The following is a 13,990-nucleotide window of genomic DNA, read 5'->3' on the forward strand; positions in this document are numbered from 1 at the left end:
GTTCGTTTTTTTTTATCCGCCACCCCCGCCCCCGGGGGGTTGGGTGCCGGGCGCGCCGGGCGGGGGGGGGCGCCCGGGGGGCCCCCCCCCACGGCCGGTGCGTCAGGACAGGAAGTCGCGGGCGATGGCCTCGGCCGCGCGTTCCAGCAGGGGTCCCGCCTGCGCCATGCAGACGGCGGGGTCCGGTTCCAGGTCGGTCAGGGCGTAGGCCCGGCTGATGCCCGCCCCGCTCAGCGCCTCCTGCGGCAGGGTGAGACGTCCGCACACGGCGACCGTCTCCACGCCCGCGGTGCGCGCCGCGGCGGCGACGCCCGCGGGGGCCTTGCCGTGCAGCGTCTGCGCGTCGAGCGAGCCCTCGCCGGTGACGACGAGGGTGGCGCGGGCCAGTGCGGGGGCGAAGCCCAGGACGTCGAGCATGACCTCGATACCGGGCCTGAAGCGGGCACCCAGCGCGACCAGTGCTCCGTAGCCGATGCCTCCGGCGGCGCCCGCTCCGGGCAGCCCGGCCGTCCCGGGGCCCAGCACGGACGCGTAGTGGACGAGCGCCGCGTCCAGGACGGCGATGTCGTCCTCGGTGGCCCCCTTCTGGCGCCCGTAGACCTCGGGGGCGCCCTTCGGGCCGGTCAGCGGGTTGTCCACGTCGCTGGCCAGGATCAGGTCGATGCCGGCGAGCCGGGGATCGAGGCCGGACAGGTCGGCCTCGGCCAGCTCGGCGAGTGCGCCGCCTCCGGGGCCGACGGGCTTGCCGTCGCCGTCCAGGAAGCGCGCCCCGAGCGCCGCGAGCATGCCCGCGCCGCCGTCCGTCGTGGCGCTGCCGCCGACCCCGAACACGATCGTGCGGGCACCGGCGTCGAGCGCGGCCGCCAGCAGTTCCCCGGATCCGTACGTCGTCGCCGTGAGCGGCGCGAACTCCCCGGCCGGCAGGTGCTGGAGGCCGGAGGCCTCGGCCATCTCGACCACGGCGGTGGTGTCGCGCACCGCGTACGCCGCCGTGACCGGGGTACCCAGCGGCCCTGTCACCCGGGCCTCGCGGCGTTCGAATCCCGCGGCCACGGCGGCCGCGACCGTACCGTCACCGCCGTCCGCGACGGGCAGGGTCTCGACCCGCACCCCTGGTACGACGCGCCGCAGCCCGGCCGTCACCCGCTCCGCGACCTGTACGGCCGTCAGCGAGCCCTTGAACTTGTCCGCCGCCACGAGCACGCGGGGGGTCTCCATCACTGCTCCGTCCGTCACCTTGCATCCCTTTGCTTTCGAACAGGCAGTCGCGCCGCCCCGACCCTATCCGCACCACCCCTGATCTGCCCATGGCTGTCCGAAAGCACGTGACGGGCCCCTACGCTGCCTCCGTGACCACCTCTGATTACGCCACCTACATCGCAGGCCTCCCCCGCGTGCTGGCCGGGGCCGCCACTCTCTTCCGGGACGAGCGGGGACGGGTCCTGCTCGTCGAGCCGAACTACCGTGAGGGCTGGGCGCTGCCCGGCGGCACCATCGAGTCGGACGACGGCGAGACCCCCCGGGAGGCGGCCCGCCGCGAGACGGCGGAGGAGATCGGACTGGACCTCGCGCCCGGGCGGCTGCTCGCGGTCGACTGGGCGCGCGGCGCGAACCGTCCGCCGGTCGTGGCCTACGTCTACGACGGCGGTGTGCTGGACCGGGAGCAGTTCGACGCGATCCGGATCCAGGAGGACGAGCTGCTCTCCTGGCGGCTGGTGGACCGCGCCGGCCTCCCCGGCCATCTGCTCGGCCGCCTCGGACCGCGCGTCGCCGCGGCGCTGGAGGTGCTGGACTCCGGTGCGGGTGCGGCCGAACTGGAGGACGGGGTACGGGTCCCGGGCGAGGCGGGCTGACGCCGTCCCGGCCGGGCCCGGCCCCTCGGAAGTACCGTCCCGGCCGGGCCCGGCTCCCCGGAAATGCCGTCGCGGCGCGGTGGGAGCGTCCGTAGGCTCCGGCCATGACTCTCGTCGCGATCCTCAGCGGCGCCGGCGTCTCCACGGACTCCGGCATCCCCGACTACCGCGGTCCGCGGGGCCTCTGGCGCGAGGACCCGGAAGCGGAGAAGCTCGTCACGTACGACTTCTACATGGCGGATCCCGACATCCGGCGCCGCTCCTGGCTGATGCGCCGCGACGCCGCCGCGGTCCGTGCCGAGCCGAACGCCGCCCATCGCGCGGTGGCCGCTCTCGAACGGTCGGGCACCCCGGTCAGGGTGCTCACGCAGAACGTCGACGGACTGCACCAGAGGGCGGGGCTGTCGGCCCGCAAGGTGGTCGAACTCCACGGCACCGCCCGCGAGGTGGTGTGCACCCGCTGCCACGCGCGGTCGGCCATGGAGGACGCGCTGGCCCGGGTCGAGGCGGGTGAGCCGGATCCTCCCTGCCCGGTCTGCGGCGGCATCCTGAAGCCGGCGACGGTGATGTTCGGCGAGCGGCTGGATCCCCGGGTGCTGGCGGAGGCGATGGCGATCACCAAGGCGAGCCAGGTGTTCATCGCGGTGGGGACGACGCTCCAGGTGCAGCCCGCGGCCTCGCTGGCCGGGATCGCGGTGGAGCACGGGGCCCGGCTCGTGGTGGTGAACGCCGAGCCGACGCCGTACGACGGACTGGCCGAGGAGACGGTGCGCGAACCCATCGGAACGGCCCTGCCCGCGCTGCTGGAACGGCTCTCCGCACAGGGCTGAGCCGGAACTGCCCGTGCCCTGTTCCTGCTTCCTGTTCCTCTTCCCCGAACTCCGTGCGGACCAGGACTCGGACCCGGACTCACACCCGGCCCGGAACTGGGACCCGGACTCGCATCCGGCCCGGAACTCGGCCCCGGACTCACACCCGGCCCGGAACTCGGACCCGGACTCACAGCCGCGCCTCGACCGGCACCCGGCCGATCCTGCCGGGTTCCTCCGGTGACCGGCGCCTCCGGATCCTTCACAGGCGATGGAACAACGGGCCAGGCCCCCTCGCCGGTTCCTCTCGGCCGGGGAACGGCGGGCTAGGACTCCTCGCCCTCCAGCCCGGCCCGGATCCGGCGGGAGGGGCTGAAGGCGTACAGGTCCAGGATCTCCGGCGGGTCCGCGAGGCCGGGACCGCCCTCCCCCGCCCATGCGGCGATGTCGGCGACGGCGTGCGGGTCGTTCACCAGGCCGAGCCAGACGGGGCGGCCGCCCGCGCGACGGCCCTCGGCCGAGGGCTGTACGACGATGACGTTGCCGTGCTCGCACGCGTCCAGGCACTCCACGGCCCGCACGGTGGCGGCTCCGTCGAGGGTCCGCCGCAGCTCCGCGAGCTGCCCCGCGTGGTCCACGCCGGGGATCTTCGGGGTACCGCAGCAGCAGCCCCGGCAGACGCTCACCGTGGGCCGGGACGGCCCCGTACCGGCGGGCTTGCGGGGACGGCGGCTCATGGTCGGGCACTCCCGGGGGTGGTGTGGGCGGTCACCCAGGACTGTACCGAGCGGCTCCCCCGCAGGTCCGGTGGGGTAGTGTGGAGGGCTGCGAAGGGGAGTAGCCCCGCAAACCGGTCGTCGACACACTGGAACCTCCGGGTTCCCGGTGGCCGGGCCCGTAGAGCGTTGCGGGCGGGCGAGACCTTCGGTCAGGTATGACACGCCCGCGTCCCCGCGGGTGCTGCGGTCATGCCGGGCCGAGTGGTCCTCCGAAAAGCCCGAGCGGCACTTCGCGGAGACCCGGGGCCCGGCTCACACAGAAAGCCACCCGGAATGCATCTCGACCTCCTGGCGATCCTCACCGCCTTCGGGCTGATCTTCCTCGCGGAGCTCCCCGACAAGACGATGTTCGCCTCGCTGGCCATGGGCACCCGCATGCGGCCGCTCTACGTCTGGTTCGGCACCTCGTCCGCGTTCATCGTGCACGTGGCCATCGCGGTCGGGGCGGGCGGGCTGATCGGCCTGCTCCCCGACTGGATCGTCCGGCTCGTCTCGGCCGCCCTCTTCGCGTTCGGCGCGTTCATGCTGCTGCGCAACGGCGGGGGTGACGACGACGAGGACGAGGAGATCAAGACCGTCACGGGCTTCTGGCCGGTCTACTCGACCGCCTTCATGGCGGTGTTCATCAGCGAGTGGGGCGACCTGACCCAGATCACCACCGCGAACCTCGCGGCGAGCAACGGTGCCTGGTCCACGGCCATCGGTTCCGCGGTCGCCCTCATGTCGGTGTCCGCCCTGGCCCTGCTGGCGGGCCGGTTCATCGCCAAGCGGGTCCCGCTGAAGACCGTGCAGCGGATCGGCGGTCTGTGCATGCTCGGCCTGGCCATCTGGTCCGTCGTCGAGATCTTCACGAGCTAGTGCGCGGGCCGGGGCGGCCGGGTCCCGCCCGGCCGCCCCGGCCCGTCCCGGCTCAGAACAGCGTCGCCACCTCGTCCTGGCCCCCCTGTTCGAAGGCGAGCAGCCGCTGCTTGCGGTCCAGCCCGCCGCCGTACCCCGTCAGGCTGCCCGAGGCGCCGATGACACGGTGGCAGGGAACGATGATCCCGACCGGGTTCTTGCCGTTGGCGAGGCCCACCGCGCGGGAGGCGCCGGGCTTGCCCAGGCTCTCGGCCAGTTCGCCGTAGGACCGCGTCTCACCGTAGGGGATGCGGACGAGTTCGGCCCAGACGCTCCGCTGGAACGGGGTACCCGCCAGGTCGAGCGGGAGGTCGAACTCCGTCAGCTCGCCCGCGAAGTAGGCGGCCAGCTGCCGGACGGTCTCACCGAAGGGCGCCGGGTCCGCCGCGCCGAAGCTCTCCTCGGGCGGCCTGTGCCGCTGTTCGGTCATGTAGAGGCCGGACAGCACGCCGTCGGTCGCGACCAGGGTGAGCGCCCCGTAGGGGCTGTCGACGACCGTGTGCCGCCGGGTCGCCGTCATGGATGTGGTGGTCATGGTTCGTCCTCACGCCCTCAGGCGGGCAGGTGGTTGATGGGGTGGTCGTCGACCGTCCACAGGTACTGCACGGCGTAGGCCCGCCAGGGGCGCCACCGCGCGGCGCGTGCGGTGAGGGCCGCCGGGGTCGCCGGGAGGCCCAGCTGCTCCGCCGACCTGCGGATCCCGAGGTCGCTGGGGAGGAAGGCGTCCGGGTCCCCGAGCGCGCGCATGGCGATGACCTCGACCGTCCAGGGGCCGAAGCCCGGCAGGGCGGCCAGTTCCGCGCGGGCCTCGTCCCAGTCGGTGCCCTCCCCCAGGCTCAGGGACCCGTCGGCGAGGGCGCCCACGAGGGTCGTGAGCGTGGTCCGGCGGCTGCGCGGGAGGGCGAGCGCCTCGGGGTCGAGACCGGCCAGCGCCCCGGGGGCCGGGAAGAGGTGGGTCAGACCTCCCTCGGGATCCTCCAGCGGGGTCCCGTGGGCATGGACCAGCCGGGCGGCGTGGGTGCGGGCCGCGGCGGTGGAGACCTGCTGGCCGAGCACCGCGCGTACGGCGAACTCCGCGGCGTCGACCGTACGCGGCACCCGGCGTCCCGGGGCTGCGTCGACCAGCGGGGCGAGCAGCGGGTCGGAGCGCAGCTGGTCGTCCACGGCGACCGGGTCGGCGTCCAGGTCCAGGAGTCTGCGGCAGCGGCTGATGGCCTGCGTGAGGTCGCGGGGGTCGGTGAGGGAGAGCCGGCAGCGGATGTGGCCGGCCCGCGGGGACAGGGACACGATGCCGTGTCCGTGCGGGAGGGTGAGCGTGCGGCGGTAGGCGCCGTCGCGCCATTCCTCGACGCCGGGGACGGCGGTCGCGGCGAGGTGCCCGAAGAGGTTGCTGGGGTTGAGGGGTGCGCGGTACGGGAGCCGCAGGGAGATGACTCCCGGGGTTCCCGGTGTGCGCCGCCCCCGCGCCGCGCGGGTGCGCAGTTCACCCGGGGCGAGGGCGAAGACCTCCCGGACCGTGTCGTTGAACGTACGGATCGACGAGAACCCGGCGGCGAACGCGACCTCGGCCATGGGGAGCGCGGTCGTCTCGATGAGCACCCGGGCGGTCTGGGCGCGCTGGGACCGGGCCAGTGCGAGCGGCCCCGCGCCGAGCTCGGCGAGGAGCTGGCGTTCGACCTGCCGGGCCGAGTAGCCGAGCCGGGTGGCGAGCCCCTGCACCCCTTCCCGGTCGACGACGCCGTCCTGGATGAGGCGCATGGCCCTGGCGACCGAGTCGGCGCGGGCGTTCCACTCCGGGGAGCCGGGGCTGGTGTCGGGCCGGCATCGCTTGCAGGCGCGGAACCCCGCCTGCTGACAGGCGGCGGCGCTGGGGTAGAAGGTCATGTTCCGGGCTTTGGGCGCCACGACCGGGCAGCTGGGCCGGCAGTAGATCCGGGTGGTCAGCACGGCGGTGAAGAACCATCCGTCGAAACGGGCGTCCTTCGACTGAACGGCCCGCACGCAGCGCTCGGTATCGGTGTGCATGCTCCAAGCATCGGGCACGGGGGCCGGTGCGGCTGGCGGAAATCCGACATTGACCTTGCGCGGGAATCCGACGCCGGTCCCTGTCGATCCGGCCTTCGCACGAATGATCCACTCTCGGATACACGTTCATATCGCTGAACAAGAATCACGTACACATGTATTGACGCGTACACAACAGGCACTTACGTTCGGGGAAAGCGCTTGCTCCCCCCACCCAGCGTAGCGTCAGCCGCACCGTTCGTTCAGTGACTTGAACGGATGGGGCTGCCGCACCTGAGCCGCGACGACAGGAAGGGCCCACCCCCGTGCGCCCGCTCGGCCCCGTTCGGTCCGAAGGGTCCCGTACCGGACCCCGGCCGGCGGTCCACGGGGCGCCCGACGCGCCGCTCCGACGCGCGCTGGTCCGTCGTACCGACTGATCTGGAGACCGACGATGCAGCAGAAGAAGCCCGCCCTCGCGTGGATCGGCCTGCTGGCCGGCTCACTCGTCGCCCTGTCCGGCACGGTGGCGCAGGCCACGTCCGGCGTCACGGACCGGCCCGCGTCCCCCTCCGCGGGTGCCGCCGCACCGGCCGCGGTGGCCGCCGACGCCCTGTACGTGGCGCCGGACGGCCGTGCCGACGCGGCCGGCACGGAGGCGGCCCCGACGACACTCGCCTCGGCGATCGGCCGCGTGGCCTCCGGCGGGACGGTCTATCTGCGCGGCGGCACGTACGCGTACGCCGAGACGGTCACCATCCCGCCGGGGAACGACGGCACGGCGGCCGCCCGCACCACGCTGGCCGCCTACCCGGGCGAGACGCCGGTGCTGGACTTCGGCGCCATGGCCGAGGATCCGGCGAACCGCGGCCTCGCCGTGAACGGCTCGTACTGGCACATCGACGGCGTCGTCGTCGAGCACGCCGGCGACAACGGGATCTTCGTGGGCGGCAGTCACAACGTCATCGAGCACGTGGTGACGCGCTTCAACCACGACTCGGGCCTGCAGATCTCGCGCATCGCCTCCGACACCCCCGAGGACGAGTGGCCCGCCGGCAACCTGGTCCTGAGCTCGGAGTCGCACGACAACGCCGACTCCGACGGCGAGGACGCCGACGGCTTCGCCTCGAAGCTCACCTCGGGCCCCGGGAACGTCTTCCGCTACACCGTGTCCCACAACAACATCGACGACGGCTGGGACCTGTACACCAAGTCGGAGACGGGCCCCATCGGTCCGGTGACCATCGAGGACTCGCTCTCGTACGACAACGGCACCCTCTCCGACGGGACGGTGAACCCCGACGGCGACCGTAACGGCTACAAGCTCGGCGGTGACGGCATCGAGGTGGACCACGTCGTACGCCGCAACATCGCGTACAACAACGGGCACCACGGGTTCACGTACAACAGCAACCCCGGCTCCATGACGGTGTCCGGAAACGTCAGCATCGACAACGCCGAGCGCAACTTCTCCTTCGACAAGGGCACTTCGGTCTTCCGCGACAACGTCTCGTGCCGCTCAGGCGACGGCTCCAACGACAAGACGGTGGGCGACGCGGACGGTTCGAACCAGTTCTGGAGCGGTGCGAACGGTTCCGCGTGCTCCGCCTACTCCGGCGCGATGGACTGGTCCTTCGCCGGGGACGGCTCCCTCGTCGTGACCTTCGGCGGGAAGAAGGTGACGCCGTAGCCGCGTACGGCTACGGGCACTTCGCCGCCCCCGGTGGTGCGTCCGGCCCCCGCCGGACGGAGCACCGGGGGCGCGGGGCTGCCCGGGTTCCACCATGGCCCGGCAAGGTGCGGGCGCTGCCCGTGAGACCGCCGTACGGGACCGCACGGGCGAGCCGGGGGCCGAAGGCGCCGTCCAGGCCAGGCGGCCGCGCCGGGCCGCGCGGGCACACGTGCCCGGGGGTGTGCCGGATCGGATACCGTCCTGGTCATGACGACTGCCGTGACCAGGACGGGCGAGGACGTGAGCGTCGGGAGCCTGCTCCGGGGGTGGCGCAAGCTCCGGGGCGTCACCCAGCTCGAACTGGCCCTGAGGGCGGACAGTTCCGCACGCCACATCAGCTTCATCGAGACGGGCCGCTCCACGCCGAGCCGTTCCATGGTGCTGCACCTCGCCGAGCGCCTCGACGTTCCCGTCCGGGACCGCAACTCGCTGCTGGTGGCGGCGGGTTACGCCCCCTCGTATCCGGAGACGCCGCTGGCCGAGCCGGCGATGACGACGCTCCGGGCCGGCCTGGAGCAGTTGCTGACCGCCTACGAACCGCTCCCCGCCCTGGTGATGGACGGGATGTACGACGTGGTGGCCGCCAACGACGGCGTACGCATGCTGCTCGAAGGGGTGTCCGGGCACCTGCTGAGCCCTCCCATGAACGCCATGCGCCTGACGCTGCACCCGGAGGGGCTGGCCCCCCGGATCCGCAACCTCGGTGAGTGGCGTGCGCACCTGCTGGAGCGGATGGAGCGGCAGGCCGCACTGCGTTCCTCGGACGCGCTGCACCGCCTGTACGAGGAGGTGGCCGGCTATCCGGTGCCCGACGGCGGCGCTCCCGCCGCTCCGGCGGGGCGTACGGACGGGCAGGACCCGGCCGCCCATCCGTACGCGCTGCCGCTCCGGATCGAGGTGGGCGGCCGGGTCCTGTCGTTCATCTCCACGGCCACCACGTTCAACACACCGATGGACGTGACCGTTTCGGAGCTGGCGGTCGAGACCTTCCTTCCCGCGGACACCGAGACGGCCGCCGCCCTTCGTACGGCGGCCTGAGGGGTCGGATCACGCCCCGGGCAGGCGGCCTGAGGGGGCGGCTCACGCCCCGGGCAGGCGGTCCAGGAAGCCCGCGACACCGGCGATGCGGCCGTCGTCGGCGAGTGTGATCACGTCGAAGCCCGCGGCGGGGGAGGAACCGTCGGCGGTGGAGACCAGGTCCCAGGTGAAGCGCACCAGGTGGTGGTGGGCGTCGGGCGTGCCGGTGAGCCGGAACGTGAATCCGGGGAACGCCTGCTGGGCGGCGGTGATGGCCGCCGCGATCCCGTCGTGGCCCGCCGCCGCGCCCAGCGGGTCGGTGTAGGTGCCGTCCTCGGTGAACGCCGCGGCGACGCTCGTGGCCAGGTCCTCGGGCCCGGTGGCGTTCCAGGCGGTGAAGTAGCGCGCGACGGCGTCCTCGTGCAGGGTCACAGCGGTGTCCTCTCGTGGGTACGGGCGCGCCCGGACGGCGCGTCCGCGACAGGGCCGGGCTTTCCGCGTGACCGCTGGGGAGCCCGGCCGGGCGGCGCGCCCGTTGACCGCGCGCCGTCCCGTTCTGCCTGTCGCAGCGTTCCGCACGCGCCGCGACGGGTCGATTACCGCCGGGGTAATGCCCGGTCGCCACGGGCCGGGCGGGACCCCGGGCCGCGCGGCGCCCCCGGGTGGGGAGCGCGGCGGGGCGGGCGGGGTGGCCGCGGGGTCGTCCGCCGGACAGCCGGGCCCTGCGCCGGGTCAACCGCGCGTCAGGGCCAGGAGAGGCCCGGCCCGGGGTCCGAGGAGGGGCGGACCGAGGGGGGAGAGGGAGTACAGCGCGCGGGTCAGTGCGTCGCGTCGGGCTCCAGGGCGTACAGGCGCGGCAGGTTGACCACGATCGCCTCCTGGGTGCTGCGGGCGATGACGACCACGGCCTCCTCGGCGGGATCCGGGTTCTCCTCGCGGTGCGGGACGAACGGCGGGACGAAGATGTAGTCCCCCGGTGAGGTGCGCAGCCGCACTTCCTCGGGCGCGTCGCCGGAGTCGTCGAGGAAGACGAACTCCGGGTGTCCGCTGACCACGTGGATGGCGGTCTCGGACTCGCCGTGGTGGTGGTCGGAGGAGGCCGTCGCGGGGGCCACGTGCGTCTGTCCCATCCACAGCTTCTCGGACCCGACGGTCCTGCCGCTCACGGCGCTGAACCTGCGCATGCCGCCGGTCTGCGCCGTGTCGCCGTCCAGCGCGTCCGCGCGGACGTGGTGCAGGCGGGTGCGCAGGGGTGCCGCAGCGCGGCCCGGGGTGTCGTGGAGGTGAGGGTGGAACCCCTCTCCGGGGGTCGTCAACGGCTCGCTCATGGCAGGGACGTTAGGTCGGCGGCGAAAAGGATGTCAAGAGGTGTCCTTTCCCCTTCACCTGCGGCAATGTTCCCGCAACACAGGTCGCGGCCGAGGCGCTCCGGCCGGCGGAACCTCGCCCGCGGCCCGGCGCCGGGGCATGATGTGGGCATGCATATCTCCGCGAAGGCGGACTACGCCACGCGCGCCCTTCTGGAGCTCGCGAGTGATCCCGGCCGTCCGCTCTCCTGTGAAGCCATCGCCTCCTCGCAGGAGATTCCGTTCAGATTCCTCAAATCCGTGGTGGGCGAGCTGCGCAGGGCGGGCCTGGTGCGCAGCCAGCGGGGCTGCGAGGGCGGTTACTGGCTGGGCAGACCGGCCGACGAGATCGCCCTGCTGGATGTCGTACGCGCCGTCGACGGCGAACTCATCACCCTGCGGGGCGAGTCGTTGGCCGGGCTCGACTATCCCGGTCCGGCGGCGGCCCTGCCCGGGGTGTGGAGGCGGGTCGAGTCGGACGCCGCCGCGGTTCTCGGCGGGCTCACGCTGGCCGCGCTGCTGCCCGCCGCGGCGCGCGGGCGTCCGTCGGCGATCGGTGCGGCGTGAGCGGGGGCCCGGACGTGCCGGCCCTGGAGGTGGTGGAGTACACCGACCCGATGTGCCCGTGGGCCTGGGGTTCGGAGCCGGTCTTCCGGACGCTGCGGACCGCGCTGGCCGGCCGGGCGCGCTGGCGGCGGGTGTACGCGGTCCTCTTCGACGACGAGGACGACCCGGCCCCCGATCCGGCCGCGGAGACCGCTTACTACGCGGGTTACGTCGAGAGGATCGGCGCGCACACCCACGCGCCCCGGGCGGTCCGGCTGGACCGCGTCGCCGCGAGCTCCTGGCCGTCGTCCCTGGTCGCCGCCGCCGCCGAGCTCCAGGGGGCCGACGTGGCCGAGCGGGTGCTGCGGAGGCTGCGGGAGACGGTCTTCGTGCGGGGAGAGCCGGCGGACACCCTGGAGGCGGCGGTGGCCGCCGCGCACGGCGTCCCGGACCTGGACCCGGTCCGGCTGAGGTCGGACGCGGTGTCGCCCGGCGTGCTGGAGCGGGTGCGCGCCGACCGCGCGGAGGCGCGGCGGCCGGTCCCCGAGGTCCTGTCCGTGCAGAGCGGATCACCGCACCCGGGCGCGGCCAAGGAGACCGCCGACGGCGGTCACCGCTACGCGCTGCCGACGCTCCTGCTGCGCACCCCCTCGGGCTCCCGCGCGGTCCCCGGGTGGCGGCCGTACGAGGTCTACGCGTCGGCCGTCGAGGAGTTGTGCCCCGGGCTTCGGGACTCCTGGACGCCGCTCTCCCCGTCCGAGGCGCTGGAGCGCCACCGGAGCCTGACCGAACCCGAACGCCTCCTGCTGGCCGAGGGGGTGTGGCCCCCTCCGGGAGCCGTTGCCCGTGTGACCGGAAACGGCTTTCTGTGGCTGCATCCTGACGAAGCATCAGAGCGTCCGGGCATGCGCACCGAGCCTCCCGCACCGCTCTGAGCTGCGGTTGGACCCCGTCCCGCTGAATGAGACACCAATGGGTGTCCATTGACAGGTGCGGACGGCTGCGGTCAGGATGTGCGCATGCTCACGACGCACCCCGGTGTGGTGTGCCGCTACGTGGACCTGCGGCGCACCTCCAGCGCACTCTGTCGCTGACCGCCCACCACTCCCGTTCCCCAGGCGCTGCCTGACCTCTGTCGGCAGCACCGGCCGCCGGCCGGTCCGCTGATCCGCGCCTGGCCCCGCGTCGGCTCCGCCTCCCGCCGCGCCCTCCTCGTCGTATCCCCGTGCGGGGCCGTGCCGTGCGCGGCTCCCCGTGCGGGGCCGGCTCCCCTCCCGGCCGTGCGGCCGCCGCTCCGGCGACGCATGCCCGGGTGCGCGACGACGGTCCGGTGCGAGTGCCGCGCCGCCCTCCCGCGCTCCCCCGCCTCCTCCCGTCCCCTTTCCGGGGCCGGGACCCATCAGAGAGAACGAGATGCCCGCACGACTCACGTTCCGCCACCGACCGGACGTCCGGTCGGCCCGACGGGCGGGCGGCCTGAGGGCCGCCGCCCTCGGAACCGCTTTCGCCGCCCTGCTCGTCCCGGCTCTGAGCGCTTGCGGCGGCAGTGCCTCGTCGTCGGCCGGCAGCGCCACCCTGAAGTGGGCCTCCTCCTACTTCCCGGGCCACTGGGACCCGGTGGTGTCGGGCAGTGGCGCGCAGTTCCGCGAACTCGCGCTCGTCTACGCCTCGTTGACGCGCACCGACGAGGAGGGCAAGGCCGTTCCGGACCTCGCCGAGAGCTGGGAGTACAACGAGAAGGGCGACCGGATCACCTTCCACGTGCGTCCGGGGCTGAAGTTCAGCGACGGCGAACCGGTCGACGGCGCGGCCGTGAAGGCCGCCGTCGAGCGGGCGCAGAAGCAGAAGAACTCGGCGCTCTTCGGTGACCTGACGTCGATCGGCTCGGTACGGGCCGACGGGCTGGACGCCATCCTCGACCTCACCCAGGTCGACTACCAGATACCGCAGTTGCTGGGCCAGCGCGTCCTGCAGATCGCCAGCCCGAAGGCCGCCGCCAAGCCGGCGGAACTCGATCAGAACCCGGTCGGCGCCGGGCCGTTCGTCGTCGACCAGCTGATCCCCGGCACCAAGGCGGTCCTGCGGAAGAACCCGGACTACTGGGACGCGGAGAACATCCACATCGACCACGTCGAGCTGGTGTCCGCCCCGGACGCCTCCACCGTCGTCTCGGGGCTCCGGACCGGGGTGTACAACTTCGCCGACCTCGACCCCAGCCAGGCCTCCGCCGCCGAGAAGGCGGGCCTGGACGTGTTCTCCCAGCCCGGCTTCAACGCCTCCAACATCAGTCTGAACGTCAACAAGGCACCCTTCGACGACGACAGGGTGGTCGACGCGCTCCGCCACGCGGTCAACCGGGCCGAGTTCGTCGACAAACTGACCTTCGGTCACGGCGAAGCGACGGACCAGCCGTTCCCCAAGGGGTACGTCGCCTACGACACCGGGTCGGAGAACGCCTACCCCTACGACCCCGCGAAGTCGAGGAAGCTCCTCGCCGAAGCCGGCCACAAGCCCGGCGACATCAAGCTGGACCTCGTCATCCCGGCGGAGGATCCGCAGGCCGAGATCGTCCAGTCGCAGCTCGCCGCCGTGGGCATCAAGGTCACGATCAAGATCGACAAGAACTGGGCGACGCCGTTCTTCGCCAAGGACCTGGCCTTCTCGCTGTACGCGACGACGGGCCGGGACTCCGCGGTGCAGACCCTCACCGCCCATTTCGGCCCCGACGGCCCGCTGAACCTGAGCACCCCCTACCAGCCGGACGGCTTCAAGGAGGCCGTGGCCGCGGTCCGCCGGACACCGCTGGACGCACCCGACTACGCGCGGGTCCTCCGGTCGGCCACGCGCGCGGGCCTGGAGAGCAGGGCCCTCATCTTCACCTTCTCCTCGCCCAACCTCTTCGCCAAGAGCAAGGGCCTGTCCGATCTGCCCAGGAACCCCGCCCACATCGACTGGACCGGCGTGAAGATCACCGCCGGCTCCTGACCGTCCATCACTCCAGAGAGGG

14 protein-coding genes are annotated in these 13,990 nt (G+C 73.2%); 8 read left to right on the forward strand and 6 right to left on the reverse strand.

The window, feature by feature from the left end; translation table 11 throughout:
• Positions 1-102 precede the first annotated feature (102 nt).
• Positions 103-1,218: a glycerate kinase gene (locus ACFVS9_RS17005; RefSeq protein WP_389933044.1), complete on the reverse strand. Its 1,116-nt coding sequence runs from the start codon at positions 1,216-1,218 to the stop codon at positions 103-105.
• Between the two features lie 131 nt (positions 1,219-1,349).
• Here ACFVS9_RS17005 and ACFVS9_RS17010 point away from each other — a divergent pair, with 131 nt between their 5' ends.
• The gene (locus ACFVS9_RS17010; protein ID WP_389933046.1) at positions 1,350-1,853 is read left to right on the forward strand and encodes an NUDIX domain-containing protein; all 504 of its coding nucleotides are present in this window, start codon (positions 1,350-1,352) and stop codon (positions 1,851-1,853) included.
• A gap of 104 nt (positions 1,854-1,957) precedes the next feature.
• Positions 1,958-2,683, forward strand: coding sequence for an NAD-dependent deacetylase (locus tag ACFVS9_RS17015; protein WP_389933049.1), 726 nt, complete (start codon positions 1,958-1,960; stop codon positions 2,681-2,683).
• Positions 2,684-2,988: 305 nt separating this feature from the next.
• Here the strand turns inward: ACFVS9_RS17015 and ACFVS9_RS17020 are convergent, their stop codons facing one another.
• The gene (locus ACFVS9_RS17020; protein WP_383116458.1) at positions 2,989-3,399 is read right to left on the reverse strand and encodes a (2Fe-2S) ferredoxin domain-containing protein; all 411 of its coding nucleotides are present in this window, start codon (positions 3,397-3,399) and stop codon (positions 2,989-2,991) included.
• A 315-nt stretch (positions 3,400-3,714) separates the two neighbouring features.
• Between ACFVS9_RS17020 and ACFVS9_RS17025 the strand changes: the two genes are divergently transcribed.
• The gene (locus ACFVS9_RS17025; RefSeq protein ID WP_383116459.1) at positions 3,715-4,299 is read left to right on the forward strand and encodes a TMEM165/GDT1 family protein; all 585 of its coding nucleotides are present in this window, start codon (positions 3,715-3,717) and stop codon (positions 4,297-4,299) included.
• 52 nt (positions 4,300-4,351) lie between these two features.
• Here the strand turns inward: ACFVS9_RS17025 and ACFVS9_RS17030 are convergent, their stop codons facing one another.
• Both ACFVS9_RS17030 and ACFVS9_RS17035 read right to left on the reverse strand, forming a co-directional pair.
• The gene (locus tag ACFVS9_RS17030) at positions 4,352-4,873 is read right to left on the reverse strand and encodes a methylated-DNA--[protein]-cysteine S-methyltransferase (protein ID WP_389933053.1); all 522 of its coding nucleotides are present in this window, start codon (positions 4,871-4,873) and stop codon (positions 4,352-4,354) included.
• A gap of 17 nt (positions 4,874-4,890) precedes the next feature.
• Complete coding sequence (locus ACFVS9_RS17035; protein ID WP_389933056.1) at positions 4,891-6,363, reverse strand: AlkA N-terminal domain-containing protein; 1,473 nt, start codon at positions 6,361-6,363, stop codon at positions 4,891-4,893.
• Positions 6,364-6,796: 433 nt separating this feature from the next.
• Here ACFVS9_RS17035 and ACFVS9_RS17040 point away from each other — a divergent pair, with 433 nt between their 5' ends.
• Both ACFVS9_RS17040 and ACFVS9_RS17045 read left to right on the forward strand, forming a co-directional pair.
• The gene (locus ACFVS9_RS17040) at positions 6,797-8,032 is read left to right on the forward strand and encodes a right-handed parallel beta-helix repeat-containing protein (RefSeq protein WP_389933058.1); all 1,236 of its coding nucleotides are present in this window, start codon (positions 6,797-6,799) and stop codon (positions 8,030-8,032) included.
• A gap of 249 nt (positions 8,033-8,281) precedes the next feature.
• Entirely contained in the window at positions 8,282-9,112 is an 831-nt protein-coding gene (locus tag ACFVS9_RS17045) for a helix-turn-helix domain-containing protein (protein ID WP_389933061.1), read from the forward strand.
• Positions 9,113-9,154: 42 nt separating this feature from the next.
• On the opposite strand, the gene ACFVS9_RS17050 is transcribed toward ACFVS9_RS17045, so the two are convergent.
• Positions 9,155-9,523 carry a nuclear transport factor 2 family protein gene (locus tag ACFVS9_RS17050; RefSeq protein ID WP_389933064.1) on the reverse strand — a complete coding sequence of 123 codons (369 nt, stop codon included), beginning with the start codon at positions 9,521-9,523 and terminating at the stop codon, positions 9,155-9,157.
• A 386-nt stretch (positions 9,524-9,909) separates the two neighbouring features.
• A complete protein-coding gene (locus tag ACFVS9_RS17055) occupies positions 9,910-10,419 on the reverse strand; it encodes a cupin domain-containing protein (RefSeq protein ID WP_389933067.1) in 510 nt (169 codons plus the stop codon).
• Between the two features lie 150 nt (positions 10,420-10,569).
• Between ACFVS9_RS17055 and ACFVS9_RS17060 the strand changes: the two genes are divergently transcribed.
• The 3 genes from ACFVS9_RS17060 to ACFVS9_RS17070 all read left to right on the forward strand — a co-directional run bounded on the left by ACFVS9_RS17060 (position 10,570) and on the right by ACFVS9_RS17070 (position 13,968).
• Positions 10,570-11,004: an RrF2 family transcriptional regulator gene (locus tag ACFVS9_RS17060; protein ID WP_383116035.1), complete on the forward strand. Its 435-nt coding sequence runs from the start codon at positions 10,570-10,572 to the stop codon at positions 11,002-11,004.
• A 50-nt stretch (positions 11,005-11,054) separates the two neighbouring features.
• Complete coding sequence (locus ACFVS9_RS17065) at positions 11,055-11,918, forward strand: DsbA family protein (protein ID WP_389933233.1); 864 nt, start codon at positions 11,055-11,057, stop codon at positions 11,916-11,918.
• A gap of 478 nt (positions 11,919-12,396) precedes the next feature.
• Positions 12,397-13,968, forward strand: a complete 1,572-nt coding sequence (locus ACFVS9_RS17070; protein WP_389933070.1) for an ABC transporter substrate-binding protein — start codon at positions 12,397-12,399, stop codon at positions 13,966-13,968.
• The last annotated feature ends 22 nt before the right edge of the window (positions 13,969-13,990 follow it).

This window comes from Streptomyces sp. NPDC058008, assembly GCF_042886395.1.
In the GTDB taxonomy this organism is placed as follows: Bacteria; Actinomycetota; Actinomycetes; order Streptomycetales; family Streptomycetaceae; genus Streptomyces.